Genomic DNA, 26551 nt, shown 5'->3' with positions numbered 1-26551 from the left:
CAGGGGACTGGCGCTCCCAATCTTTGATTCGTTCGAACGGTCCCGGTGGCCAGACGCCAGACGCGCGAACGCGGCGTCCGAGGACGCCGCGTCAGGTCGCCGGTGTCATTCGTTGGTGGCCGCCAGCACCTCTTCCAGTGTCGTGACGCCCGCCCGGACCTTGACCAGCCCGGACTGCCGCAAGTCCCGCACGCCATCCGCGCGGGCCTGCTCGGCGATGTCCATGGCCGTTCCCTCGGACAGGATGATCCGCTGAATCGCCTCGCTGATGGGCATCACTTGGTAAAGACCGACACGGCCTCGATAACCATTGTTGCAATTCGAGCAGCCAACGGCGCGATAGGGCTTCCAGCTGCCGTCGAGTTCCTCTTCGGCGAACCCGGCGCGGACCAGCGCCTCGCGGGGGTACTCGGCCGGCGCCTTGCAGTTTTCGCACAGCCGCCGGGCCAGGCGCTGGGCGGTGATCAGCAGGACGCTAGAGGCGATGTTGAACGGGGCCACGCCCATGTTCAGCAGACGCGTGAGGGTGGTGGGCGCGTCGTTCGTGTGCAGCGTCGACATCACCATGTGGCCGGTCTGCGCCGCCTTGATGGCGATGTCGGCCGTTTCCAGGTCGCGGATCTCACCGACCATGATGATGTCGGGATCCTGGCGCAGGAAGGCCTTGAGCGCCGCGGAGAAGGTCAGTCCCGCCTTGTCGTTGACGTTGACCTGGTTGATGCCGGGCAGGTTGATTTCCGCCGGGTCCTCGACGGTCGAGATGTTGGTGCCGGGCTGGTTCAGGATGTTCAGGCAGGTGTACAGCGACACCGTCTTGCCGGAGCCGGTCGGCCCGGTGACCAGGATCATCCCGTAGGGGCGGTGGATGCACTGCAGCAACCGCTCCTTCTCGATCTTCTCGTAGCCCAGCGCCTCGATGCCCAGCTTCGCCGACGACGGGTCCAGGATCCGGATCACGATCTTTTCACCGAACAGCGTCGGCAGCGTCGAGACCCGGAAGTCGATGGCCTTGGAGCCGAACTTCAGCTTCATCCGGCCGTCCTGCGGGACACGGCGTTCGGAGATGTCCAGCCGCGAGATGACCTTGATGCGCGAGGACAGCTTGTCCTTGATCGCGATCGGCGGCTGGGTGATCTCGCGCAGTTCGCCGTCGACGCGGAAGCGCACGCGGTAGTGGTACTCGAACGGCTCGAAGTGGAGGTCCGATGCCCGCATGTTGATGGCGTCGACCAGCATCTTCTGCAGGAAGCGCACGACCGGCGCGTCCTCCACGTCGGTGATGTCCTGCGACTCTTCCGGCGGCGGGGCGTCTTCCTCGGCGATGTCGAAGTCGAAGTCCTCGCCGGAGATCGCCTCCAGCGCCTCGGCCGTCGACGCGGCCGTGATGCCCAGCAGCTTCGCGAGCTTGTCGTGCTCGACGATGATCCATTCGGGGGTCAGCTGGGTCGCGAACTTGATGCGTTCGACCGCCTCCTGCTCCGTCGGATCGGCGCCGCCGATGAAGAGCCGGTTGCCCCGCCGTGCCAGCACGACGACCTGGTACTGGGTGGCCAGCTTGGCGTCGATGATGTTCTGCGGGAGCTTGTGCGCGTCGACCGCGTTCAGGTCCAGCAGCGGCAGCGCCAGCGCGTGCGAGAGCGTATGGGCCAGGTCCGAGGGCGACACGGTCCCCGATGCCATGACCGCGTTGACGAAGCTGGTCTTCTTCTCCCGCGCCAGCTTGACCAGGTCCTCGGCGGCCTGCGGCTTGAGCTTGCCGGCATGCACCAGCACGCGGGCAACGCCGGACAGGGCGGACTGAGGGGGTTCGGCCAATGTGGTGTCCACGGATATCGCCATCGGTTGGGTCTTGCCTGATGCCCGGCGCTGGCGCCGGAACGACCTCTCACTTTACCCCCTTGAACGAAGGGGTGACGCCGGGGATGCCCCGGGCATTCACTGAAGTCAGACGCTCCGTGCAATTTCGGCGTTGGGCACTGGAAATTGAGCGGGAAATGTGCGAAGCGGGAAGGCTACCAGCGGAGTTTCAGCCCCACGCTGCCCTGCAGCGACGAGTTGAAACGCGACTCGCCGCCGATGGCCGCGACGTGTCCCATTTCGCCGTAGGCGCTGGCCGTCGGCGAAAGGGTCAGCGTGAAGCCGGCGGCGAGCTCTGCGGCACTGGCGCCGGTGCCGGCGGCGAGGTCGGTCGTCCATGCCGGTCCGACGAACCGCGTGAGGTCGTGTCCGCCGCTCGTGCGGTACAGATTGACGCGCGCGTAGGGTTGCAGGCGGCCGGCACCGGTGGCGACGTCACCCTTGAGACGCAGGCCCAGCCGGCCCGTCCATCGGCCCTGCGGTTGTTGCTGCACGGTGGCGCCGCTGATTTGTGCGTCGTCGAAGCGGCTCGCCTGATAGATCACCTGCGCTTGGGGCTCGAGGCTCCATCCGGCAGCGACGGGTTGCGACTTGCCGGCTTCGAGGGAGACCGTGACGCCACGGGCGCGGGCGGTCGAGTTGGTGTCGTCCTCCGGACGCATGCTGTAGCGATGGCGGCCGAACTGGAGCACGCCATCGGCATAGAAGCCATTCGGACCGCTCCAGGTCGCGTAGCCACCGAGATGGCGCGACTGCAGGCCGGTGCTGCCGGCCCGCTCCTGGCTGCCCCCGAGTTGGCCGTCCACGTCGGTCCGACCGTCCATCAGGCCGAGGAAGACGCCCGCGCGCCAGGCGCCGTTCACCAGCAGGTCAGTGCCGGCCTGCAGGCCGGAGACGTGTCCCTGACTCCGCGGGGCGATGTCGCCGGCCTGGCGGATGTCGAGGTCGCTGTAGACGGCGCGAGCCCAGGCGCGACGACCGGCGTCGCCGGTGTCGTCGCCCATGCGCCGGTGCAGGTTGCCCAGCATGGCCAGGTCCGCCTGGCGCAGTTGCGCCGGCAATGCGGCAAAGAGCGCCGCATCGGTCCGGTAGGTCGAGCGCAGATACCAGTCTTCGCCGGCGCCAGTCGCATCGGCCGCCCGGAGCCTGTACCTGTACGCGCCGGCGTCCACATGACCGCCGTCCAGCGTGAAGGCGTCCTTGCTGGTCTGGGCCGTCGTCGTGGCCCCGTTGATCGCCTCGACGATCCGGATGCCGTCTCCGGTGGTCGGGGCGCCCAGGCCGCCGACGTTGGTGATCCGCAGCGTGGTGCTGCCGCTCACCGTGCCGCCATCGACCACGATGCGGTCGGTCTGCGAGTCGGAGCCGCCCAGCGCGGTGTGCAGTTGCACCGTGCCGCCCTGGCCGACCCAGTTGCCCGCGACGGTCAGGGTGCGGGGGGTGAAGACCTGCTCGGGGTCGGGGGTGGCGATGTGGCCGGCGAGATCGAGTCCGCTCAACGTGGAGTTGGCGGTCATCGTCCATTGGCTGGTGCCGTCGACGGTGAGATGGGCTCCCGCGATGCTGCCGGCGAGACGCGACGACTCGAGCAGGCGGGCGTTCAGGACACTGGAGGCATCGGCGGCGAGGTTGCCGTTCAAGGTGCTGCGACTTGCCGTTGCGGTGAACGTGCTGCCGTTGACGGCGCTGATCACGTTGCTTCCCGCGATGGCGGTGGCCGTGCTGTCGTTCAGGGTCAGCGCGCCGCCGGCGGCGCCCTCGGCGCGAACGAGGTCGCCCGACGCGTTGGTAATGACGAAGCGGTCGAAGCGGGCCTGCTGGGAAGCGCCCGGCGCGAAACCGATGGCGGTGCCCGCCGCGCTGATCGTGCCACCGCCGGTGGCTGCGATCGCGGCGTTGTCGGCGACGAGCAGCGCGCCGAAGCTGGTGGCGTCGTTCGTGGCGACATGCAGCGCTCCCGTCGCGTTGATGGCGCCGCCCAGGTCGGCCAGCAGACCGGCCGCGTAGGACTCCGGGTTGCCGGCCGGAACATCTGCCCGCGTGACGCCGGTGACATTGATCGTCACCGCGCCGGCCAGGTTCACCTGCGACCCGATGTCTCTTGCCGAGACGCCTTGCCCATTGACGCCGCTGACATCGATCGTGGTGGTCGAGGAAGCGCCGGCATTCACGATGCCCGCGGTCACCGTCCGGATGCCGGATCCATTGAGGCTGCTGACGGTGATCGTGGTCGGGCCGTTGTAGGTGATGGTTCCCGCCGTCTTCACTTTCAGGCCCGAGGCCTGGAGGCCGCTGGTGCTGAGGTTCGCTGCGCCGTTCAGCGTGACCGTTCCGCCGGTGTCGGCGACAACGGCGTCGGACCTCGAATCGCCCGCGGTGCTGACGGTCACATCGCCGTTGACGATCAATGTCCCGCCAATGGCGCGCAGGCCCGGCGAGTAGGCGCTGCCGCGGCCCATGGTGATCTGGGTCATGCCATTGAGCGCGATCGTGCTGCCGGCGTCCTGGACCAGGGCGCCGTGGTTGCCCGAACCGTTGGGCAGCGTGATCGTCAACGGCCCGTCGACCGTGATGGTCGCGCCGCCATCAGCGACGAGACCCTGATTGCCGCTGCCGGTGGGCGCGCGACTGATGGTGGCGCCTCCCCGCAAGTTGACCTGCGAGCCGGCGCCGGTCGCGTAGGCGCCGGAACGGCCGTTGCTCGACAGGGTCACGGTGGTGGCGGTCGCGGCATTGATCACGCCGCCGCCAACCGAGGACAGGGCGCCCATGCCGGAAGCGGCGCCGGCGCTCGAGTAGCTACCGCTGGCGGTGCAAGTCGCGCCGTCGCTCGCTTGCAGCCAGGCGCCGGCCGTGCCGGTGCATGCCGCGAAGGCCTCGTGGGGGGTGAATGCCGCAGCGATCAGCGCTGCGACAAGCATGCGGGAGGGGGCGCTGGCATCGGGGCCGGGCAACGAGAAGGAAGGGCGGGAGCCTTGCATGATCAGATCCTTGGCAGTGCGGACGGCGCTGCCGGCTGACCCTGGATATGCGCCCGTCGCAGGCCGTTGCCGCAGGGCGAATGTAGGGAGCGGACGGGGGCGTGTCCTGTCCGATTCCCAACGGTGCGATGTTGGTGCTGTCTTCGGTAGCAGGGGCCCGGGATCTGCCGCGGAACCCGGTGCGAGGCGGCGCAGGGTGCTGAATGCGTCGACGCGGAGCGCCGAAAAGGAAAAAGCCCAAGTGGTCGATCCACTTGGGCTTCTTTGAATCCTGGTCGGGGTGAGAGGATTCGAACCTCCGGCCTCTACGTCCCGAACGTAGCGCTCTACCAGGCTAAGCTACACCCCGTTTTGGTCATTCGATCGAGAGTTTGTTCAAGAACTTCTCTCCACCGACTGAGCCGCAAATTCTAGCAGGCTTTCTTTCCACTTGGAAAGAGGGAGCGCCGACAAATGTTGTCGCGCCTGTGCGACTTCCGCGCGGGCGGCCTCGCGGGTCGCCTCCAGTGCGCCGGTGCGGCGCACGATCGCGACGATGTCCTGCAGCCGTTCCACCTCGCCATGCTCGATCGCGTGGCGGATCAGGGCGCGGTCGTCGTCGGTCCCGCGTTCCATGGCGATCAGCAGTGGCAGCGTGGGCTTGCCTTCGCGCAGGTCGTCCCCGACGTTCTTGCCCAGTGAATCGCTGGTGCCCTCATAGTCCAGCGCATCGTCGATCAGCTGGAAGGCGGTGCCCAGCGAGCGGCCGTATCCGGCGCAGGCTTCCTCCAGGGTGGGGGGCGCATCGGCGAGCACCGCGCCCAGGCGCGCGCTGGCCTCGAACAGCTTGGCCGTCTTGTAGCGGATGACGCGCAGATAGCTGTCGACCGCAACGTCCGGGTCATGCATGTTCATGAGCTGCAGGACTTCGCCTTCGGCGATGACGTTGGTCGCATCGGCCAGCACCTCGAGCACGCGCATGCGATTCACCGACACCATCATCTGGAAGGCGCGCGAATACAGGAAGTCGCCCACCAGCACGCTGGCCGCGTTGCCGAACAGCGCGTTGGCCGTCTGCTTGCCGCGGCGCAGCGCGGACTCGTCGACGACATCGTCGTGAAGCAGGGTCGCGGTGTGGATGAATTCGACGACCGCCGCGAGCTCGCGGCTGGCGGGGGAGTCGGCGCCCAGCGCGTTGGCGAACATCAGCACCAGCTTGGGCCGCATCCGCTTGCCGCCAGCGTGAATGATGTACGCGGAAATCTGGTTGATCAGCGCGACGTCCGATCGAAGCCGCTGCGCGATCACGGCATCGACTTCGTTCATCTGCGCATTCAGCGCCTCGAGGACCTCGGCAACAGGGGTAGAGGCAATGGGTTGCACTCTGGACTCACGGTGAGGGGAAGCGCGGATTATAGGAAGGCCCGCGCGAGGCGCTGGCCGAGCCACGCGCTCTTGCGCACCCGCGCGGCTGGGCAGCGCCGTGACGACCCGTGGCGGAGTGCGCATCCGGACGCTCCGCCGGCCGCGAAGCCCGATGGCTGCGGGCTTGGGCGCGTCTCAGGGTTTGCATCAACAGGGGTGCCTGTGCTACATTCTCGGGCTCCGCATCTCCATGCGGTGTTTTTTCTTGGGCGGTCGGCAGGGTGCCTCATGGCGCTTCGTGGATCGCTCGCATGTGAAAGGGCTGATATGTACGCGGTCATAAAAACCGGTGGCAAGCAATACAAGGTTGCTGCTGGCGAAAAGATCAAGGTAGAACAGATTGCTGCGGAAGTTGGCCAAGAGATCGTGATTGACCAGGTGCTGGCCGTCGGAAACGGCGCGGACCTCAAGATCGGGACTCCCTTGGTTGCTGGCGCCAGCGTCAAGGCCACCGTGGTGGCTCATGGCAAGCACGACAAGGTGCGCATCTTCAAGCTGCGTCGTCGCAAGCACTACAAGAAGAGCCAAGGCCATCGCCAGACGTTCACCGAGCTGGAAATCAGCGCGGTCAACGGCTGATCCTCGACTCACTCGCAATCTGATCAAGGAGTAATCCATGGCACAGAAAAAGGGCGGCGGCTCGACACGAAACGGCCGCGACTCGAAGCCGAAGATGCTTGGCGTCAAGGTGTACGGCGGCCAGACCGTCTCGGCAGGCTCGATCATCGTCCGCCAGCGCGGCACGAAGTTCCACGCCGGCACCAACGTGGGCATGGGCAAGGACCACACGCTGTTCGCGCTGATCGACGGCACGGTGTCCTTCACCGTCAAGGGCGAAAACAGCCGCTCCACCGTCGTCGTCACGGCGGCCTGAGCGCGTTGATGTCCTGACGCCGCGGGCGGAAGACCTGGTCTTCCGCTTCCGGCGGACCCAGAGCCCCGGATTCGTCCGGGGCTTTGTTTTTTCGGGGCCCGTGACTGAGGATTCCCGCGCCGACCGCGAGTTCCGGCGAAACCTGACTCGCTCCGATTCAAAGCATGTCCTCGCGCGGGAGCGCGGGGGCCTGAATTACGATAGCCCCGCTCCGGGACTGAAGGCCATCCATGAAGTTCGTTGACGAAGCCACCATCGATATCGCCGCCGGCAACGGCGGTGCGGGCTGCGCCAGTTTCCGCCGCGAGAAGTTCATTCCCTTCGGCGGTCCGGACGGGGGCGACGGCGGCCGCGGCGGCAGCGTCTATGCGGTGGCCGATCGCAACCTCAACACGTTGATCGACTACCGCTATGCGCGGCGCCACGAGGCGCGCAATGGCGAAGCGGGCCGGGGTTCGGACCAGTTCGGCGCCGCCGCGGAGGACATCATGCTGAAGGTGCCGGTCGGCACCATCGTGCGGGACCTCGAGACCGATGAGATCATCGCCGAGCTGCTCGAGCCCGATGTGCCGGTGCTGCTGGCCAAGGGCGGCGACGGCGGCTTCGGCAACCTGCATTTCAAGACCTCGACCAACCGCGCGCCGCGTCAGAAGACGCCCGGCTGGCCGGGCGAGGTCAAGAAGATCAAGATGGAACTGCGCGTGCTGGCCGACGTCGGCCTGCTCGGCCAGCCCAACGCCGGCAAGTCGACGCTGATCGCGGCCGTCTCGAATGCTCGCCCCAAGATCGCCGATTACCCCTTCACCACGCTGTATCCCAACCTGGGCGTGGTGCGCGTCGGGCCGGAGAAGAGCTTCGTCATCGCCGACATCCCGGGCCTGATCGAGGGCGCCGCTGAAGGCGCCGGCCTGGGTCACCAGTTCCTGCGCCACCTGCAGCGCACGCGCGTGCTGCTGCATGTGGTCGACCTGGCGCCGTTCAATCCCGACGTGGACCCGGTCGCGGAGGCCAAGGCCATCGTCAAGGAACTGAAGAAGTACGACGAGGCGCTGTACGAGAAGCCGCGGTGGCTGGTGCTCAACAAGCTGGACATGGTGCCGGCCGAGGAGCGCGCCGCCCGCGTGAAGGATTTCGTCAAGCGCTACAAGTGGAAGGGACCGGTGTTCGAGATCTCCGCGCTGACGCGCGAGGGCTGCGAGCCCTTGATCCGCGCCATCTACGACCACGTCGCCGCGATCCAGGCGCCGCCGGTCGAGGATCCGGATGCGCGCTTCGACGAGCCGACGATCGATCCGCCCAAGGCCTTCCAGGAAACGCGCAAGACGCGCGCCGCCAAGGCCAAGGTGATCAAGGCGGCGAAGGCGGAGTCCGCCGGGGCGACGCCCGCGAAGACGCCGCGCGGCAAGAAGGCCGACAAGGCTGAGAAGGCGGAGAAGCCGCCCGAACGCGATCCGCGCTTCGACCCGCTGCCCTGAACGCGTCTCCGGCATCGCCCTGACTTCCGGCTTCGGTCCACGACTCCCTCATCCTCCCATCGCATGAGCAACGGCAACCTGAACGGCGAATTGACTGGTGTCCTGCGGGACGCGCGACGGATCGTCGTGAAGGTGGGCTCCAGTCTGGTGACCAACGAGGGGCGAGGCGTGGACGCCGAGGCCATCGGCAACTGGTGCCGCCAATTGGCGGAACTGGCCCGCGAGGGCCGCGAGGTGGTGATGGTCTCCAGCGGCGCGATCGCCGAAGGCATGAAGCGCCTGGGCTGGGCCAGCCGGCCGAAGGAGCTGCACGAGTTGCAGGCCGCCGCCGCTGTCGGCCAGATGGGCCTGGCGCAGATGTACGAAACCAAGCTGCGCGAACAGGGCCTCACCAGCGCGCAGGTGCTGCTGACGCATGCCGATCTGGCCGATCGCGAGCGCTACCTGAACGCGCGCTCGACCTTGCTGGCGCTGCTGCAGCATCGCGTGCTGCCGGTCATCAACGAGAACGATACGGTCGTCAACGACGAGATCAAGTTCGGTGACAACGACACGCTGGGCGCGCTGGTGGCGAACCTGGTCGAGGCGGACGCCCTGGTGATCCTGACGGACCAGAAGGGCCTGTATTCCGCCGATCCGCGCAAGGACCCGAACGCGCGCTTCATCGATCGCGCGACCGCTGGCAGACCCGAGCTGGAAGAGATGGCCGGCGGCGCGGGATCGAGCATCGGGCGGGGCGGGATGATCACCAAGATCCTGGCGGCCAAGCGCGCGGCGAGCAGCGGCGCCAACACCGTGATCGCCTGGGGCCGGGAGCCCGACGTGCTGCTGCGGCTGGCGCACGGCGAGTCGATCGGCACGGCCCTGATGGCGTCGACCGCCAAGCTGGCGGCTCGCAAGCAGTGGATGGTCGACCATCTGCAGTTGCGAGGGAAGGTGGTCGTCGATGCCGGCGCGGCAATCAAGCTGCGCGACGAAGGCAAGAGCCTGCTGCCGATCGGCGTGCAGGAGGTGTCCGGCGAGTTCCATCGCGGCGACGTCATCGCGGTCATCGACCTGGCGGGCAAGGAATTGGCGCGCGGCCTGACCAACTACGGCAGCGCCGAGGCGCGGCTGATCGCGCGCAAGCCGTCCTTCGACATCGAGCGGGTGCTGGGTTACGCCGCCGAGCCCGAGCTGATCCACCGCGACAACCTCGTGCTGCGCTGATTGATCGGCGCGAGCATCCAACCACGACCCAGAAGAAAGGCGCCCGAGGGCGCCTTTGTCTTGCCCGCTCCGCCGCCTCCAGGGCGGCGCCGGTCCGATCAGTCCTTCGCCGGCTCCACCGAACCCGTTTGGGGGGCGGCAACCGGCGAGGCGGCATCGCGACGCTCGCGGGCTTCCTGGGAATGACCATCCGCGGCGTGCGCGGCGACTTCCTGCTCGTGAGGCCGAGGGTCGACGCGGTCGTGCCGGTGATGATCCTGCTCGTTGGGCCCGCCATGCCGATCACCGCGCGGTGGCGGCCGCATGCCCGCCCGCAGATAGCGATTGTGATGGTTGAGCCGCGGCAGGAAGCGCGCGAGTTCGGTCAACGCCATCTGGTAGACGCCGCGCTTGAACTCGATCACCGCTTCCAGCGGCACCCAATACTCGTTCCAGCGCCAGGCATCGAACTCGGGGTGGTCGGTCGCGCGCAGATTCATGTCGCTGTCGCGACCGGTCATCTGGAGCAGGAACCAGATCTGTTTCTGCCCGCGATAGTGGCCGCGCGCGTCGCGCCGGATGAAGTGATCGGGAACCTCGTAGCGCAGCCAGTCGCGGGTGCGCGCGATGATGCGCACGTGGTCTGCGGTGAGGCCCACTTCCTCATGCAGCTCTCTGAACATCGCCTGCTCGGGCGTTTCGCCATGCTTGATGCCCCCTTGGGGGAACTGCCAAGAATGGGTGCGTATGCGCTTGCCCCAGAACACCTCGTTCTTGTGGTTGAGCAGGATGATGCCGACGTTGGGCCGGAAGCCTTCACGGTCGAGCATAATCAACCTCAAATCATTCGTTGGATTGATTATTGCACCGGGCCCGAGCCCCGGCGCGATCATCGCTAACCCTCGGTGGTGAACGGTTTTTCCGCGGCGGCACGGCTGACCGCGGACTTTTATTTTCTGCGCCCATGAAAGCCTCCCAGTTCTTCGTCTCCACGCTCAAGGAAGCCCCCGCCGACGCGGAAATCGTCAGCCACAAGCTCATGATGCGGGCCGGCATGATCAAGCGCCTGGGCGCCGGCATCTACAACTACATGCCGATGGGCCTGCGGGTGATCCGCAAGGTCGAGCACATCATCCGCACCGAGATGAATCGCGCCGGCGCGGTCGAGCTGCTGATGCCGGTCGTGCAGCCGGCGGAGCTCTGGCAGGAGACCGGCCGCTTCGACAAGATGGGCCCCGAGCTGCTGCGGGTGAAGGATCGCCACGGCCGTGACTTCATCATCCAGCCGACGTCGGAGGAGGTCATCACCGACATCGCCCGCCAGGAGCTGCGCAGCTACAAGCAGCTGCCGAAGAACTTCTATCACATCCAGACGAAGTTCCGCGACGAGCGCCGGCCCCGCTTCGGCATCATGCGCGGGCGCGAGTTCACGATGAAGGACGCGTACTCGTTCGACCGTGACAAGGACGCGGCCGGCCGCAGCTACGACAACATGTACGCGGCCTACTGCCGGATCTTCGATCGCCTGGGCCTGCAATACCGCGCCGTGGCGGCGGACACCGGCGCGATCGGCGGCGACCGCTCGCATGAATTCCAGGTCATCGCCGAGACCGGCGAGGACGCGATCATCTACTGCCCGACCAGCGACTACGCCGCCAACATCGAGCTGGCCGAGGCGCTGTCGTTGATCGCGACGCGGGGTGCCGCGACGCAGGCGCTGACGAAGACGCCGACGCCCGGCAAGGCGACCTGCGCCGATGTGGCCGAGCTGCTGAAGCTGCCGCTGTCGCAGACGGTGAAGTCGCTGGTGCTGGCGACCGACGAACTCGATGAACACGGCACGATCGTCAAGTCGCAGGTCTGGCTGCTGCTGGTGCGCGGCGACCACGACCTGAACGAAGTGAAGGCCGGCAAGCTGGAAGGCCTGAAGGGCGGCTTCCGCTTCGCGACCGCCGCGGAGATCGACGCCCACTTCGGCTGCAAGCCCGGCTACCTGGGCCCGATCGGCCTGAAGCAGCCGGTCAAGGTCATCGCGGACCGCACGGTCGCGAACATGTCCGATTTCGTCTGCGGCGCCAACGAGGCCGACTTCCACTTCACCGGCGCCAACTGGGACCGCGACCTGCCCGAACCCGACCTGGTCGCCGACATCCGCAATGTCGTCGAAGGCGACCCGTCGCCGGACGGCAAGGGCGTGCTGGCGATCCAGCGCGGCATCGAGGTCGGCCACGTCTTCTATCTGGGCACGAAGTACTCGGCCGCGATGAACGCGACCTACCTGGACGAGAACGGCAAGCCGCAGCTGATGGAGATGGGCTGCTACGGCATCGGCGTGACCCGCATCCTGGGCGCGGCGATCGAGCAGAACCACGACGAGCGCGGCATCGTCTGGCCGGCGTCGATCGCCCCCTTCACCGTGGTGATCTGCCCGATCGGCATGGACCGCAACGAGGATGTGAAGGCCGCCGCGACGAAGCTCTACGACGAGTTGCTGGACCTGGGCATCGACGTGCTGCTGGACGATCGCGGCGAGCGCCCCGGCGCGATGTTCGCCGACTGGGAACTCGTCGGCGTGCCGCAGCGGGTCGTGATCTCCGATCGCGGCCTGAAGGAAGGCCAGGTCGAGGTCCAGGGCCGTCGCGATGCCGCCGCCACCAAGCTGGCGCTGGCCGAGGTGGTCGCCCACCTGAAGCAACGCCTGGCGTGAGTCCGGCTCGTCCGCCGCAGCGCGTCGCGGCGGTGGACGCGCTCCGCGCGCTGGCGCTGCTGCCGGTGGTCGCGATCAACTGGGTCGGTTATCCGGCGCTGCCCGACGCCGGCCCGCTGAGCCCGCCCGCCAGCGACGAAGGCCTGGTGGCCCAGGCGCTGTCCTGGCTGCTGCATGCGCTGGTGGCGGGCAAGGGCATCGCGCTGCTGGCGTTCCTCTTCGGCTACAGCCAGGGGCTGTCGCAGACGCGCGGGGTGGACGCCCTGCTCAAGCGCCGCCGCCGGCTGGCCAAGATGCTGACGCTGGGCCTGCTGCACGGCTGCCTGCTCTACATGGGCGACATCCTGACGCTGTATGCCGTGGCCGGCTCGCTGCTCGCGGTCTGGGCCGGCCACTCGATGGCCAAGCTGAAGCTGCGGATCCGGGTGCTCATCGCCCTGAACTTGGCGGTGATCGGTTTCACGGTGGTGCTGGCGAATCTGCCGCTGGCCGGCGAACCCTCGGTGCCATTGATGGCGCCGGCGCCTTGGGCGGAGTGGACGCTGCGCAATGCCGGCCACTTCACCGCGACGACGATCGCCTTCATGACGCTGGGCATCCCGGTGCCGCTGCTCCTGATGACGGGCGGCTTGATGGCGGCGCGGCTGCGCCTGTTCTCCCATCCACGCTGGGATCCCGCGCTGCGGCGCTGGTCGCGTCGCTGGCTGTGGCCGGCGGTGGCGGTGAACATCGCGTTCACCTCGCTGCTCTGGCCGGGCCTGCGCGATGGCGACAGCTTCGTCACAGGGCGTTACGCGATCTTCTATCTCTACCCGACGATGCTGCTGCTCAGTGCCGCGGTGCCGGCCCTGGTCTTGCGGATGCGGCGCGATCCTCGCCTGCTGGAAGCGCTCGCGCCGCTGGGCCGGCACACGCTGACGCTCTATCTGTTCAGCTCGGTGCTGAGCTTTGCGCTGTTCAGCGGCGCGGGGCTGTCATGGCAACCAGGCACCTTGGTCACCGCGGGCCTGGCGCTGGCGTACTGGGTGGGCGGACTGCTGCTCGCGCGGGCGCGCGGACCGCGACCTTTGCCGCTGGAACGCTGGCTGTCGCGCTGACGGCGCCGGCCAGCGCCGTTACGATGCCGCGCCTCTCCCTTTCCGATGTCGATCGCCGCCGATCCTCTTTCCGTTGACGTGACCGCTTTCCGCTCCCCGACGATCTCCCCGAGTTCCCGCCGCGCGCTGCTGCTTGCGGGCGCGGCCGCCTGCCTGCCGCGACCGGCGTTCGCCGGCGCCCAGCAGGAAGAGCCGCTGGCCGACGCCGTGCGCTCGGCGCTGTCGGCGGCGATCGCCTCGGACGCTCCGCCCAAGCCCCGTTTCGACGCCATCGAGCCGCGCCTGGCCTACCTGCGCTGGCTGGGGGAGATGAGCGAGCGCATGAAGCGCAAGAAGAGCGAAACGCAGACGCGGATCGAGTTCCTGGAGACGCTCTGGTACGAGAGCGCGCGCGCGGGCCTGGAGCCGGCGCTGGTGCTGGGCCTGGTGCAGGTGGAGAGCGGCTTCCGCAAGTACGCGATCAGCGTGGCGGGCGCGCGCGGCTACATGCAGGTGATGCCGTTCTGGACGCGCTCGATCGGTGACGGGCAGGTGTCCAGGCTGTTCCACATGCAGACCAACCTGCGCTTCGGCTGCGTGATCCTGCGCCACTACCTCGACATCGAGAAGGGCAACCTGTTCCTCGCGCTGGGGCGCTACAACGGCAGCCGCGGTCGGGCCGAGTATCCCAACCTGGTGATGGGCGCGCGCAAGGCCTGGCTGATGCCGGGGCAGAGCTGAGGCCCCGGCGCAGGTGCGCGCTCACGGGTGATCACACGGGCGCTCACACCGGACCACCGCCGGGTGCCGTCGTTGCCCGGCGGCCTCGGAGTCAGGCGTGGGAACGCAATCCCTGCCAGGCCTGCGGCGCGGCGCCCGGCAACTGCGCCAGTTCAAGCACGCGTTCGACCGTTTCCGCGACCATCTCTTCGATCGAGGTCGGCTTCAGGTAAAGCGCCGGCAGCGGCGGGAAGACGATGCCGCCCATCTCGGTCACCGCCGTCATGTTGCGCAGGTGGGCAAGGTTCAGCGGCGTCTCGCGCACCATCAGGATCAGCCGGCGGCGCTCCTTGAGCGTGACGTCGGCGGCGCGGCTCATGAGGTTGTCCGACAGCCCGTGCGCGACCGCGGCGAGCGTGCGCATCGAGCAGGGCGCGATCACCATCGCGGCGGTCGGGAAGCTGCCGCTGGCGACGCAGGCGCCGATGTCGCCGGGCGCGTAGGCGACGTCCGCCTCGCGCTCGAGCGCATCGCGCGCGAGCCCCAGTTCATGGTGGGCGTTCAGCACGCCGGCGGGGCTCAGGATGAGGTGGGTTTCCGCCCCGATCGCGCGGGCGCGGCGCAGCAGCTGCAGCCCGTAGGCCGCGCCCGTCGCGCCGGTGATACCGACGATCAGGCGTGGACGCTGCGCCGCGGCGGCCGTCATCAGGCCTTGGCCAGCAGCTGCTGCAGCTCGCCGCTCTCGTACATCTCCATCATGATGTCGGAGCCGCCGACGAACTCGCCGTCGATGTAGAGCTGCGGGATGGTGGGCCAGTTCGCGTATTCTTTGATGCCCTGGCGCACGCCCTCGTCCTCGAGGACGTTGAAGGTCTTCAGCTCGCTGGCGCCGCTGGCCTTCAGGATCTGGATCGCGCGGCCGGAGAAGCCGCACATCGGGAACTGGGCGGTGCCCTTCATGAAGAGCATGACCCGGTTGCCTTTGACCAGGTCGTCGATGCGTTGCTGAACGTCGCTCATGGCGGAATCCTCTGAAAGCTGATGCGGGAAGACGTGTGCGGGAGCGCGCCGGGACGGCACGGCGGGCCGCGCGATCCGGCGATTATCGGGCAGCGGACATGCCCGCGCTCGGCGGAGCCCAAGGGCTGTCGATCCGCCGGCGGTGACGCTCAGAAGCTGTAGCTGACGCCGAACTGGACGACCGGCCGGTAGCGCAGGTCCTGCGACAGGTCGGCTTGCGGCGCGCTGTTGCCCAGGCGCAGCGCCGAGGCACCGCCACCGACCACGCCCAGGTCAGCGCTGAAGCCCCAACCGCCCCGCAGCGAGTAGCTGGTGTAGCCGACGCCGACATAGGACAGCGAGAGGTTGGGCTCGCGATCCGGGCCGGTGAGCAGGCTGAGGCTGCGGCTGCCCGCCGACAGCGACGGCGTCAGCGCCGCGCCGCGGCCGAGCGCCAGGCCGGAGCTGCTCTGCAGCAGCGACATCGGGCCCAGCATCAGCCCGCCGGTGGCCCGCAGGCCGCCACGCGTGCCGGCGCCCAGGCCGGAACCGGTCAGGTAATAGTCCGCCAGCAGGTTGGCGCTCAGCAGGCGGCTGCCGCGGCGGGCGTCGAAGGAGAGGGCGTCGTCGTCCTGGCTCTGGCTCACCTGCAGGCGGGCCTGCCAAGCGGTGAAGGCTTTGCGGTCGGGCTTCAACTGCAGGCCTTGTTGGGCCCAGGCGGCACCGGCCATGCAGACACTGCCGGCCAGGACCACGGCAAGGCGCAAGAGCAAGGGGGCGGCGCGCATGACAGGTCTCCCAGACTGACGACAACACCCGTTTCGAAATGGTTCAAAACGGGCACCAAGTCAGACCATGCTACGCCCCACCGAGTTACCGCGCCAGATCGAGTTGCGGGGGTTTCCCGGCACTGTTGCGGATTCCCGGCGCGGGTTCCCGCAGTGTGGAAACAGCGTGTGAAGTTGGGTGCAAATGGTTGAGATCCGAACGCGGTGCGCGCTCAGCCGGGCCAGCGGCCGCCAGTGGCGCGGGGCTGGCCGCCCAGGTCGCGGCGGCTCTCGACCTCGAGGAAGCCGCGCCCGCGCAGCATCGCGGCGACGGCGTCGGCCTGGTCGAAGCCATGCTCCAGCAGCAGCCACCCGTCGGTGCGCAGCCACGCCGGGGCCCCCTCGATCAGGTGGCGAAGGTCGGCCAGGCCATCCCCTTCGGGGGTGAGCGCCGTGCGGGGTTCGTGCTTCAGGGCGTCCAGGTGGTGGTCGTCCCCCGCCACGTAGGGCGGGTTGCTGACGATCAGGTCGAAGGGGACCTGACCCGCCAGGGGCTCGAACCAGCTTCCCAGGTGACCGTCGACCTGCAAGCCCAGTCGCTGCGCGTTATCCAGCGCCACCGCCAGCGCGCCCGGGCTGAAGTCGACCATGCGGACATCGGCGTCCGGCCGCTGCGACTTGATCGACAGCGCGATCGCGCCGGTGCCGGTGCCCAGGTCCACGACGCGCGGGGGACGCGGCCCCTCCAGGCGCTCCAGCGCCCACTGGACCAGCAGCTCGGTGTCGGGACGGGGGATCAAGGTGTCCGGCGTGACGCGTAGCGTCAGGCCGAAGAACTCCTTCTCGCCGGTGAGGTAGGCCAGCGGCACGCCATCCAGGCGGCGCGCCAGCCAGTGGTGGAAGCGCTCCGCCGTCACGGCGTCGAGCAGGTCCGTGTCATGGCCGATCAGCCAAGCGCGAGAGACCCCGAGCAGCGCTTGCAGCAGGTACTGCGCCTCGGCGCGCGGCAGGCCGGCGGCGATCGCGGCCCGCTCGGCGTCGACGACGGTCAGCGCGGAGCCGCCGCCCGGTCGAGCGCCCGGGTCGGCGTCGGCGTGGCCATTGCGGATGCTCATGTCGCCCCGCCTTCCAGCGCGGCAAGCTGCTCGGCCGCCTGCGCCTGCTGCAGGCCCTGGAGGATGTCGCGAAGGTCGCCATCCATGATCGCGCCCAGCTTGTACAGCGTCAGGTTGATCCGGTGGTCGGTCAGGCGTCCCTGGGGGAAGTTGTAGGTGCGGATGCGATCGCTGCGGTCGCCGCTGCCGATCAGGCTCTTGCGCTGGGCCGCCTCCTTGGCGGCGCGCTCGCTGCGGTCCTTCTCGCGCAGCCGCGCGGCGAGCACCGCCATCGCCTTGGCCTTGTTGCGGTGCTGGCTGCGGTCGTCCTGGCATTCGGCGACCAGGCCGGTGGGCAGATGGGTGATGCGGATCGCGCTGTCGGTCTTGTTGACGTGCTGCCCGCCGGCGCCGCTGGCGCGGAAGGTGTCGATGCGCAGGTCGGCGGGATTGAGCTGGATTTCCTCCGCCTCGTCGGGCTCGGCCATGACGGCGACCGTGCAGGCGCTGGTGTGGATGCGGCCCTGCGACTCGGTCGCCGGCACGCGCTGCACGCGATGGCCGCCGGATTCGAACTTCAGCTGCCCGTAGACGCCGTCGCCATCGAGCCGCAGCACGATTTCCTTGTAGCCGCCCAGGTCCGATTCATTGGCCGACAGCACCTCGCAGCGCCAGCCCTGGGCTTCGGCGAAGCGCGTGTACATGCGGGTCAGGTCGCCGGCGAAGAGCGCCGATTCGTCGCCGCCGGTCCCGGCGCGGATCTCGAGGAAGGCCGGCCGATCGTCGTCGGGGTCCTTGGGGATCAGTGCCAGCTGCAGCTCCTGGTCGAGCTGCTCGAGGTCCGCCTGGGCCGCGCCGATCTCCTCGCGCGCCATCTCGGCCATGTCCGCGTCGCCGCTGTCGAGCAACTCGCGCGCCGCGGCCAGGTCCTGCTCGCGCTGGACGTAGCGGCGGTAGCGCTCGACCAGCGAGGACACCTCCGCCTGCTCGCGCGTCAGCGCGCGGTAGCGCTTCATGTCCGCGGCGACGCTGCCGTCGGCGAGGGTGGTGTCGAGTTCCGCCAGCCGGTAGCCGAGGCGGTCGAACTGCTGGCGCAGGGCGTCTTTCATGGGGAATCCGGAGGGAGTGCGGCCTCTCGAAGGGGGAGCGGACGGAGCGGGCGGCGGGGGAAACACTGCGCGGCGGTGGCCGCGGGCGGAACGGGCACCGGGCGCATCGCCGGTGCCGGCGGCGATCGCCGCTACGAGTCCGCTTCGTCGCCGAGCGCGTCGGCGCGCAGGCCGGGCGTCTTCGCGCTGCCGCGCAGGAACAGCCGCGACACGGTCTGCGCCATCTGCAGGCGCTGCTCACCGTCGCTGCCGTTGAGCTCGGCCATCGCGCCGTGCAGCATCTTTTGCGTCAGGCCGCGCGCGAGCGCATCCAGCACGCTGTCGATGTCCTCGCCTCTGGCCAGCAGCTTGCGGGCGCGCTGGAGTTCGGCCTGGCGCCAGCTGTCGGCCTGCTGATGCAGGGCCTGGATCAGCGGCACCGTGTGGCGCTGGCCCAGCCAGTGGACGAAGCTCTGCACGCCGGTCTCGATGATGGCCTCGGCCTGCTGGACGGCGGCCTGGCGCTTCTCGCCGGCGGTCTGGACCAGCTTGGACAGGTCGTCGACGGTGTAGAGATAGACGTCGTCCAGTTGAGCGACTTCCTGCTCGATGTCGCGCGGCACGGCCAGGTCGACCATGAACATCGGCTTGTGGCGGCGCTTCTTCAGCGCGCGCTCGACGGCGCCCAGCCCGATCAGCGGCAGGCTGGAGGCGGTGCAGGAGATCACCGCGTCGAATTCGTGCAGGCGGTCGGGCAGGTCGGCGAGGCGGAAGGCCTCGGCGCCCAGGTGGCTGGCGAGCTTCTCGCCGCGCTCCAGCGTCCGGTTCGCGACCGAGATCGACTTCGGGCCCTTGGCCGCGAAATGGGTGCCGACCAGCTCGATCATCTCGCCCGCGCCGACCAGCAGCACGCGGATGTCGGCGAGGTGCTCGAACAACTGGGCGGCCAACCGGACCGACGCGGCGGCCATGCTGATCGAGTGGCTGCCGATCTCGGTGGAGCTGCGCACTTCCTTGGCGACCGAGAAGCTGCGCTGGAAGAGCTGGTGCAGCGTCGTGCCGAGGGTGCCGGCCTGGTCGGCCTCGCGCACGGCCAGCTTGAGCTGGCCCAGGATCTGTGGCTCGCCCAGCACCATCGAGTCCAGCCCGCTGGCGACCCGGAAGGCGTGCCGGGCCGCGGCGCCGTCCTCGACGACATAGGCGTGGTCCATCAGCGTCGCGCTGCCGACGCCGCCCACCTGCGCCAGCCAGTCCACCGCGGGGCGGACCATGTCGGCGTCGCCGGCGACGTAGAGTTCGGTGCGGTTGCAGGTGGAGAGGATGGCGGCTTCCGCCGCGGTGGCCCGGCGGCGCTGCGGCGCGCCGACCTGGTCCTGGAAGCGCAGCAGCGTCGGCGCCAGTTGCTCGAGCGTGAACGCGAAACGTCCGCGCAGGTCGAGGGGCGCGGACGTGTGGTTCAGGCCGAGGGCGAAGACGGACATGGCGGCGATTATAAAATTCCGCCCCGACCCGTGCATCGCACCGGCCTTGGCGGCGCGCTCATCGCCCCGGGATGCGTCAAGAATGGCGCTTTCGTCACACCTTTTCCCCTCGCCCGGAGCGAACCGACCCGTGGACCCACTCGACGCCGTCTGGCATTTCGGCAACCTGTTCCTGCCCGCCTGGGGCGTGGCCGCGCTGATGGCGCTGGCGCTCAAGCTGATCTGGCGGGAGACCGTCGCCGGCATGCGCTGGCGCACGCTGGCCGTCTGGGGCGGACTGGGCGGGACGATGGGCATCGCCGCCGCCCTGATGCTGACCGGGCGCGACGGCACCATGGCCGGCTACGGCCTGATGCTGCTGGGCGTCACCGCCGCCCAGTGGGGCGTCAGCTACAAGCGCTGAGGCTGAGCGGGCCGCTCAGCCGGCCAGGTCGGCGGTGATCGGCACCTCGCCGCGCAGCGAGTGCGCGAAGGCCTCGGTGATGCGCATCGGGATGATCTGGTGCATCAGCCGCTCATGGCCCTTGAAGTTGACGATGCGGTTGCACTCGGTGCGGCCCATCAGCTCGGTGGCGTCCTTGCGCGCATGGCCGGACACCAGCACCGGCACCGTCTTGCCCACCAGGCTGTCGTTGTAACGGATCGCGGTGGCCTCGATCTCGGCCTGCAGTTCCTGCAGGCGGCGCACCTTCACCTCGTGGGGCGTGTCGTCCGCCAGGTTGGCGGCCGGCGTGCCGGGGCGCGGGCTGAAGATGAAGCTGAACGAGGCGTCGAAACCGATGTCGCGCACCAGCTGCATGGTCTTGGCGTGGTCCTCGTCGGTCTCGCCGGGGAAGCCGACGATGAAGTCCGAGGCGACGCGGATGTCCGGCCGCACCGCGCGCAGCTTGCGCACGATGCTCTTGAACTGCAGCGTGGTGTAGCCGCGCTTCATCGCCATCAGGATGCGGTCCGAGCCGTGCTGCACCGGCAGGTGGACGTGGTTCACCAGCTGCGGGATCTTGCCGTAGGCGTCGATCAGACGCTGGCTGAACTCGTTGGGATGGCTGGTCGTGTAGCGGATGCGCTCGATGCCGGGAATCTCGGCCACGTACTCCAGCAGCAGCGCGAAGTCGGCGATCTCGTCGGAGTCGCCCATCTTGCCTCGGTAGGCATTCACGTTCTGCCCCAGCAGCGTCACTTCCTTGACGCCCTGGTCCGCCAGGCCGGCGACTTCCTCCAGCACGTCCTCGAAGGGCCGGCTGACCTCCTCGCCGCGGGTGTAGGGCACCACGCAGTAGGAGCAGTACTTGGAGCAGCCTTCCATGATGGACACGAAGGCGGAAGCGCCCTCCACGCGGGCCGGCGGCAGGTGGTCGAACTTCTCGATTTCGGGGAAGGAGATGTCCACCTGGGGCCGCAGCTGCTCCTGGCGCTGGGCCAGCATCTGCGGCAGGCGGTGCAGCGTCTGCGGGCCGAAGACGACGTCGACATAGGGCGCGCGCTCGATGATCGCGGCGCCTTCCTGGCTGGCGACGCAGCCGCCGACGCCGATCATCACGCCCTTGGCCTTCAGGTGCTTGATGCGGCCCAGGTCGGAGAACACCTTCTCCTGCGCCTTCTCGCGGACCGAGCAGGTGTTGAACAGCACCAGGTCGGCCTGCTCGACGTCGGTGGTGGGCTCGTAGCCCTCGGCGGCGCGCAGCACGTCGGCCATCTTGTCCGAGTCGTACTCGTTCATCTGGCAGCCGAAGGTCTTGATGAAGACTTTCTTGCTCATGGGGAGCTCCGGGAGACATCGGCGCGACCCGCGGGGCGGGCCGGCGTTCAGGGATCAGGGCTTGCGCCAGACCTGGCTGGCCTGGTCGAAGACCAGCTGGGAGGCTTGCTGCGGGGTGGTCGGCCAGGACTTGTTGGCCAGCTCGACCTCGTTCAGCACCCAGACGTCCATGAGCAGGCCATTGATGTCGGTGGTGTAGAGGACGGTCAGCTTCTGGTCGTACAGCGAGCCCGGCGTGGCGACCTGGTCGACCGCGTTGCGGATGCGGGCGCCGGGCGCGAGCCGGGCGGCCTTGCCGTTGAGCTTCACGTCCGGCGTGACGCCGATGACCAGTTCGCCGCGCAGCGCGCGCTGCGGGAAATAGCGGTGGCCGGGGACGATCTGCGCGTGGGCGGTCGATGGCGCGGTGAACGCGCCGATGCCGGCGACGGTCGAGAGGACCGCGAAGGCGGCGGCAGTTGCGGCGGCGGCGGTGCTGGCGGCCGACGTCGTCAGCAGGCGACGACGGGGCAGGGCGGGCGGGGCACAGCGGTACATGGTGTAGATCCAGTGGCTGCGGAAAATTCGCAAGGGCGCGAGTTTAACGGGACGAGCGCGGCGGGGCGCGCCGCCGCCCGCGCGGCCTTGGGCCCGGGCGTCAGAGCTGGCGGGTGGCGTCACCCTGCGCCAGCGGTGCCGGCGCGGGCTCGGGCAGCACGTAGACGACACCGGCGCCATGGCCAAGCACCGGCGCGACGACGCGGTCGAAGAACTCGCCGGTGACGACCACGCAGCCCAGCGAGATCCGGTTGTCGTCCGGAGAGGGCGAGGCCAGGCGCTCGGCGCGGCGCTCGCGCGCCGGGCTGGGGCGCAGGCGATGGATGGCGAAGGCGGCGTCGTAGTCGACCCAGATGACGGTCTCGCCCTTCAGGTTGGGGCCGGGCTGGCTGTCGTAGCGCCCGGCGGGCGTGGTGCGCAGGTCCGCGGGGATGCCGGTGGCGACCATGTCGCCGACACCCGGGGCGACGCGATCGCCGCGGGCCAGGCCCAGCAGCGCCGGCGCGGCGCCGGCCAGGCGGCCATCGGCGAGGAAGACGAAAAGCTTGGCGGCCTTCTTGTCGACCACCGCGAAGGGCAGCCCCTTCGCGTCGGCGCGCTCGAAGGCGGCCCGTGCCATGGCGCGGGCCTCGGGCGAAGCGGGCTCGCCGCGGAAGTCGACGACGAGCGCCGAGGAAGGCCGGGCGACCGTCGGCGCCGGGACGGGCGTGGCCGGGGACAGCGGTGCCAGCGTCACGGAGGTGGTCGTCGCCACGGCGGGTGTCGGCGCCGCGAGGGCCCCGCCGAGCGTGGGTTCGGCCCGCGCCGCGGGAGCGCTGACCATCAAGGTGATCGCCACGGCGGACATTGCCAGCAGCGAGGCGGCAGCGACCACCCGCTCGCGCGCGGCGCTTCCCCAGTGACCCAACGACCCGATCGACTTCATACCACCCCGTTGTGCTTCTGGCGGACCGTCTGGTCGGCGCCGGCGAAGGGCCGGGCGGGTCCGCTGGGAGCGGATATTAAGGAGCCGTCGGCGGTTTCAACTGTCGATCCCTGCGCGGAAACGCCGGGACTTTCCCGGGAATTTGTAAGACGGGCGAAGAGCGGCAGGAATTGGCGTACGACAAGGGCGCCAAAGGAACTTCGGCTTATCCGTAACGCCGGCTTGGTAAATGTAAAACGCCTTTCCGAAAACTGGCGATCTCGTTAGTCTGCGCCCGTTGTCGACATGGCCGCGCCTGCGCGCTGGCGTGTCGGCGCTGGCCGCTGCCCACGGTCACCGTCCCCGAAGCGGACCCTGCTGGTCCGCGGCGCGCGAGGCGGGCGAATCGGCAGTTGGGTTTCCCGAGCAATTTTTCGATTCACCGGTGACCGGTGAGGGCGGAGCCATGCCCGCGCCGGATCGCTCCAACGATCTCGGAGACATTCATGAAGAACATCCGTACTGACGCGTCCGTCGAACTGGTCGCGTCCCAGCCGCCATTGCCTGGCGTTTTGCGCGCGCCGCGCCCGCGCCAGGGGCTGGCCGCCATGGCCGTCGTGGTGGGGGCCGTGGCCCCGATGGGCGCCGCGCACGCCGTGGACTGGCCCTCCGGCTTCTCCAAGTGCGCCGACGAGGGCGGCAGCTGCAAGGTCGGCACGACCGCGCGCCAGGTCTCCTTCGGCGTGAAGGACAAGTGGGTCATCAAGACGCTCAGCGGCACGGTGCCTTGCACCTCGGCCACCTTCGGCGGCGCCGACCCGAACCCGGGCATTGCCGAAAAATGCGCCGTCGGCCCCGCCGCCTCGCCCGCGCCGGCGCCTTCACCGGCGCCTTCCCCCGCCCCGGCGCCATCGCCCGCACCGGCCCCCGCGCCCGCACCCGCCGGGCACAGCGGCGGCTATGCCGGGACGGTGACGGGCGGTGGCTCGGCGACGCCGGTGACGGTCACCACCGCGGCCCAGATGCAGGCGGCCATCAACGCCTACAGCGGCAGCGGCGGGCTGGTGATCCGGTATGCCGGGACCTTCGACTTCGGCACGATCACCGATACCTGCGCGCAATGGCAGAGGCCGGCCGGCGCGATCGTCGAGATCAAGAACAAGAGCAACGTCACGATCGAGGGCGTCAACGGATCGGCCGCGAACTTCGGGCTGGCGATCAAGGCGGCGGCCAGCAACATCATCATCCGCAACATGACGATCGGCCTGTTGCCCGGGAAGATCGACGCGATCGGCATCGAGGGCCAGAGCGGCGGGGTGCCGAGCAACATCTGGATCGACCACAACACGCTCTTCAGCTCGACGAAGGACTGCGCCGGCGCCGGTGACCTCGAGTTCGACGGCCTGATCGACAGCAAGGCGGGCGCGCATCACATCACCTACTCGTACAACTACATCCACGACCACCAGAAGGTCGGGCTGATCGGCTCCAGCGACAGCGATGCCAGCGACCGCTACATCACCTTCCACCACAACGTGTACAGCAACGTGGTGTCGCGGCTGCCGCTGCAGCGCGCGGGCTACACGCACCTCTACAACAACCTGTATTCGAACGTGCTCACGTCGGGGGCCAACATCCGGATGGGCGGGTACTCGCTGATCGAGGGCAACTACTTCGAGAACGCGCAGAACCCGGTGACCTCGCGGGACAGCTCGTCCATCGGCTACTGGGAGCTGCGCAACAACAACGTGAAGAGCCCGGCGGACTTCGCGACCTACGGCATCAAGTGGGTGGCGAGCGGCTCCAGCCCCTCGCGCGACGCGACCGACTGGACGACGACGGCGAACTTCCCGGTTGGCATCCCGTATGCGTACACGGTGCAGGACCCGGCCTGCGTGAAGCAGCGGCTGCTCAATGTGGCGGGGGCCGGGAAGGGGCTGGCGACGCTGAGCTGCAATTAAGCGGAGCGCGCGCCCACGCAATGATGCGTGAAGGCGCTGCGACAAGCGTCAGGCATCGATAGATGCGCGATCGACCGCTTGACCTGCTCGAATGCAGGCCTTGAGCGATAAGCGAAGGCTCAAACGGAAAACCCCAGCAGGACTTGCGTCTTGCTGGGGTTTGTATTTGGTGGCGCTTCAGGGATTCGAACCCCGGACCTGCGGATTATGATTCCGTCGCTCTAACCGGCTGAGCTAAAGCGCCTTGCGAAGAACGCGACTATAGCAAAGTTTTCGAAGACAATGCAAGCCCCCGCCGAGCACGGCGACAAACGTTCGGCGCGCGAGTCCTCTCGACCCCTCCATGTTCAGCTTCCTCAAGAAAAAACTGGGCTTCGGATCCTCCGAACCCACGCCAGCGCCCGCTCCCGAAGCGGTCCCTGCGCCCCCTCCCGCCATCCCGGCCCCGCCGGTCGCCGTCGAGCCCGTTTCGGCTCCGGCACCGCAAGCCCCGTCCCCGGCTCCGCAGACCGCGCCCGTCCTCGCTCCGCCTTCGACGACCGCACCCGCGCCGGTACCCAATCCCAGCCCGAACGCTTCCGTCTCGGCCCCTTCGACTGTCGTCGCGCCCGCGCCGGTTGCGTCGCCGCCCGTCGTGCATGCGCCCGCGCCCGCGCCGGTCGTCGCAGTGCCCACGCCTGTGCCGGCCACCGCCCCCGTCGCAGCCGCGGCACCAGTGCCCGTGGCCGAGCCCGCGCCGCGCAAGTCCTGGATGGACAAGCTGCGCCAGGGCCTGCGCAAGACCGGCTCGAGCATCGCCCAGGTCTTCACCGGCACGCAGATCGACGACGCGCTTTATGAAGAACTCGAGGCCGCGCTGCTGATGGCGGACGCAGGCGTCAAGGCGACCGAGTTCCTGCTCGAGGACCTGAAGCGTCGCGTCAAGGACGCCAAGGCCACCGAGCCCGCCGTCGTGCGTCAACTGCTCGTCGACGCGCTGACCGAGCTGCTGCAGCCGCTGCAGCGCCAGTTGGTGATCGGCGAGCAGTCGCCGATGGTGATGATGGTCGTGGGCGTCAATGGCGCCGGCAAGACGACCAGCATCGGCAAGCTGACGCGCCATCTGGCCGATGCCGAGGCCAATGTGTTGCTGGCCGCCGCGGACACCTTCCGTGCCGCCGCGCGCGAGCAGCTGGCCGTCTGGGCGGATCGCAACCGGGTGCAGATCGTCAGCCAGGAGGGGGGGGATCCGTCGGCGGTCACGTATGACGCGGTGGTCGCGGGCAAGGCGCGCGGCTGTGACGTCGTCATCGCCGACACCGCCGGCCGTCTGCCGACGCAGCTCCATCTGATGGAGGAGCTGAAGAAGATCAAGCGCGTGATCGGCAAGGCGCAGGAGACCGCGCCGCACGAGGTCCTGCTGGTCGTGGACGGCAATACCGGCCAGAACGCGCTCACGCAGGTGAAGGCCTTCGACGACGCGCTGGGCCTCACCGGCCTGATCGTCACCAAGCTGGACGGCACGGCCAAGGGCGGCGTGCTCGCGGCGATCGCGCGCGAGCGCCCGATCCCGGTCTACTTCATTGGCGTCGGCGAGAAGCTCGAGGACCTGCAGACCTTCGACGCACGCGAGTTCGCGCAGGCCCTGCTCGAATAAAACCCGAAGTCCTCGGTCGCAGATCCGTCGAAGGACGACGTGC

The 26551-nt window shown here is 68.8% G+C and carries 23 protein-coding genes and 2 tRNA genes; 10 read left to right on the top strand and 15 right to left on the bottom strand.

The features are described from left to right. Positions 1–105: 105 nt before the first annotated feature. The 4 genes from pilB to FHT37_RS14870 form a co-directional block, all read right to left on the bottom strand. On the bottom strand, positions 106–1839 hold the full coding sequence (gene pilB, locus FHT37_RS14885) for a type IV-A pilus assembly ATPase PilB (RefSeq protein ID WP_091727150.1): 1734 nt from the start codon (positions 1837–1839) through the stop codon (positions 106–108). Positions 1840–2012: 173 nt separating this feature from the next. Next, positions 2013–4838: an autotransporter outer membrane beta-barrel domain-containing protein gene (locus tag FHT37_RS14880; protein WP_183482508.1), complete on the bottom strand. Its 2826-nt coding sequence runs from the start codon at positions 4836–4838 to the stop codon at positions 2013–2015. Between the two features lie 272 nt (positions 4839–5110). Continuing rightward, positions 5111–5187 (bottom strand) — tRNA-Pro (locus tag FHT37_RS14875). Positions 5188–5213: 26 nt separating this feature from the next. Beyond that, a complete protein-coding gene (locus tag FHT37_RS14870; protein ID WP_091727143.1) occupies positions 5214–6143 on the bottom strand; it encodes a polyprenyl synthetase family protein in 930 nt (309 codons plus the stop codon). 366 nt (positions 6144–6509) lie between these two features. Between FHT37_RS14870 and rplU the strand changes: the two genes are divergently transcribed. From rplU to proB, 4 genes are all read left to right on the top strand, one after another. Further along, positions 6510–6821, top strand: a complete 312-nt coding sequence (rplU, locus tag FHT37_RS14865) for a 50S ribosomal protein L21 (RefSeq protein ID WP_067065598.1) — start codon at positions 6510–6512, stop codon at positions 6819–6821. A gap of 37 nt (positions 6822–6858) precedes the next feature. Continuing rightward, complete coding sequence (gene rpmA, locus FHT37_RS14860; RefSeq protein ID WP_091727137.1) at positions 6859–7116, top strand: 50S ribosomal protein L27; 258 nt, start codon at positions 6859–6861, stop codon at positions 7114–7116. A 230-nt stretch (positions 7117–7346) separates the two neighbouring features. Continuing rightward, complete coding sequence (gene cgtA / locus FHT37_RS14855) at positions 7347–8591, top strand: Obg family GTPase CgtA (protein WP_175538345.1); 1245 nt, start codon at positions 7347–7349, stop codon at positions 8589–8591. Positions 8592–8654: 63 nt separating this feature from the next. Further along, positions 8655–9800: a glutamate 5-kinase gene (gene proB / locus FHT37_RS14850; RefSeq protein ID WP_091727132.1), complete on the top strand. Its 1146-nt coding sequence runs from the start codon at positions 8655–8657 to the stop codon at positions 9798–9800. A 98-nt stretch (positions 9801–9898) separates the two neighbouring features. Here proB and FHT37_RS14845 read toward each other — a convergent pair whose 3' ends face one another. Continuing rightward, entirely contained in the window at positions 9899–10609 is a 711-nt protein-coding gene (locus FHT37_RS14845) for an RNA pyrophosphohydrolase (RefSeq protein WP_255489666.1), read from the bottom strand. 134 nt (positions 10610–10743) lie between these two features. Here FHT37_RS14845 and FHT37_RS14840 point away from each other — a divergent pair, with 134 nt between their 5' ends. From FHT37_RS14840 to FHT37_RS14830, 3 genes are all read left to right on the top strand, one after another. Beyond that, positions 10744–12486: a proline--tRNA ligase gene (locus tag FHT37_RS14840; RefSeq protein ID WP_183482506.1), complete on the top strand. Its 1743-nt coding sequence runs from the start codon at positions 10744–10746 to the stop codon at positions 12484–12486. Beyond that, complete coding sequence (locus FHT37_RS25695; RefSeq protein WP_183482504.1) at positions 12483–13583, top strand: DUF418 domain-containing protein; 1101 nt, start codon at positions 12483–12485, stop codon at positions 13581–13583. The genes FHT37_RS14840 and FHT37_RS25695 overlap by 4 nt, the downstream gene beginning before the upstream one ends. Positions 13584–13661: 78 nt before the next feature. After that, complete coding sequence (locus FHT37_RS14830; protein ID WP_254783449.1) at positions 13662–14303, top strand: lytic transglycosylase domain-containing protein; 642 nt, start codon at positions 13662–13664, stop codon at positions 14301–14303. Between the two features lie 91 nt (positions 14304–14394). Here FHT37_RS14830 and FHT37_RS14825 read toward each other — a convergent pair whose 3' ends face one another. The 6 genes from FHT37_RS14825 to hemA form a co-directional block, all read right to left on the bottom strand. Further along, entirely contained in the window at positions 14395–14988 is a 594-nt protein-coding gene (locus FHT37_RS14825; protein ID WP_175538343.1) for a UbiX family flavin prenyltransferase, read from the bottom strand. Further along, complete coding sequence (gene grxD, locus FHT37_RS14820) at positions 14988–15302, bottom strand: Grx4 family monothiol glutaredoxin (RefSeq protein ID WP_091727119.1); 315 nt, start codon at positions 15300–15302, stop codon at positions 14988–14990. Before grxD ends, FHT37_RS14825 begins: the two co-directional genes overlap by 1 nt. Positions 15303–15451: 149 nt before the next feature. Continuing rightward, complete coding sequence (locus FHT37_RS14815; protein ID WP_091727117.1) at positions 15452–16069, bottom strand: hypothetical protein; 618 nt, start codon at positions 16067–16069, stop codon at positions 15452–15454. Between the two features lie 212 nt (positions 16070–16281). Beyond that, positions 16282–17163 (bottom strand): peptide chain release factor N(5)-glutamine methyltransferase, encoded by an 882-nt coding sequence (prmC, locus tag FHT37_RS14810; protein ID WP_183482502.1) that lies wholly within the window; start codon positions 17161–17163, stop codon positions 16282–16284. After that, positions 17160–18251 carry a peptide chain release factor 1 gene (gene prfA, locus FHT37_RS14805; protein ID WP_183482500.1) on the bottom strand — a complete coding sequence of 364 codons (1092 nt, stop codon included), beginning with the start codon at positions 18249–18251 and terminating at the stop codon, positions 17160–17162. The genes prmC and prfA overlap by 4 nt, the downstream gene beginning before the upstream one ends. Positions 18252–18382: 131 nt before the next feature. Further along, the gene (hemA, locus tag FHT37_RS14800; protein ID WP_183482498.1) at positions 18383–19711 is read right to left on the bottom strand and encodes a glutamyl-tRNA reductase; all 1329 of its coding nucleotides are present in this window, start codon (positions 19709–19711) and stop codon (positions 18383–18385) included. A 130-nt stretch (positions 19712–19841) separates the two neighbouring features. Between hemA and FHT37_RS14795 the strand changes: the two genes are divergently transcribed. Further along, on the top strand, positions 19842–20114 hold the full coding sequence (locus FHT37_RS14795) for a hypothetical protein (RefSeq protein ID WP_091727104.1): 273 nt from the start codon (positions 19842–19844) through the stop codon (positions 20112–20114). Between the two features lie 15 nt (positions 20115–20129). Here the strand turns inward: FHT37_RS14795 and miaB are convergent, their stop codons facing one another. The 3 genes from miaB to FHT37_RS14780 all read right to left on the bottom strand — a co-directional run bounded on the left by miaB (position 20130) and on the right by FHT37_RS14780 (position 22932). Then, a complete protein-coding gene (gene miaB / locus FHT37_RS14790) occupies positions 20130–21470 on the bottom strand; it encodes a tRNA (N6-isopentenyl adenosine(37)-C2)-methylthiotransferase MiaB (protein ID WP_147240005.1) in 1341 nt (446 codons plus the stop codon). A gap of 54 nt (positions 21471–21524) precedes the next feature. Then, complete coding sequence (locus FHT37_RS14785; protein WP_183482496.1) at positions 21525–22040, bottom strand: hypothetical protein; 516 nt, start codon at positions 22038–22040, stop codon at positions 21525–21527. Between the two features lie 67 nt (positions 22041–22107). Next, on the bottom strand, positions 22108–22932 hold the full coding sequence (locus FHT37_RS14780) for a hypothetical protein (protein WP_255489665.1): 825 nt from the start codon (positions 22930–22932) through the stop codon (positions 22108–22110). 485 nt (positions 22933–23417) lie between these two features. Between FHT37_RS14780 and FHT37_RS25425 the strand changes: the two genes are divergently transcribed. Then, positions 23418–24872 carry a polysaccharide lyase family 1 protein gene (locus FHT37_RS25425; protein WP_255489664.1) on the top strand — a complete coding sequence of 485 codons (1455 nt, stop codon included), beginning with the start codon at positions 23418–23420 and terminating at the stop codon, positions 24870–24872. 167 nt (positions 24873–25039) lie between these two features. On the opposite strand, the gene FHT37_RS14770 is transcribed toward FHT37_RS25425, so the two are convergent. Further along, positions 25040–25116 (bottom strand) — tRNA-Met (locus FHT37_RS14770). A gap of 99 nt (positions 25117–25215) precedes the next feature. Here FHT37_RS14770 and ftsY point away from each other — a divergent pair. Next, the gene (gene ftsY / locus FHT37_RS14765) at positions 25216–26508 is read left to right on the top strand and encodes a signal recognition particle-docking protein FtsY (RefSeq protein ID WP_183482494.1); all 1293 of its coding nucleotides are present in this window, start codon (positions 25216–25218) and stop codon (positions 26506–26508) included. The last annotated feature ends 43 nt before the right edge of the window (positions 26509–26551 follow it).

The organism is Mitsuaria sp. BK037, assembly GCF_014193045.1.
In the GTDB taxonomy this organism is placed as follows: domain Bacteria; phylum Pseudomonadota; class Gammaproteobacteria; order Burkholderiales; family Burkholderiaceae_C; genus Roseateles.
This window is presented reverse-complemented; position numbering and strand designations above follow the sequence as displayed.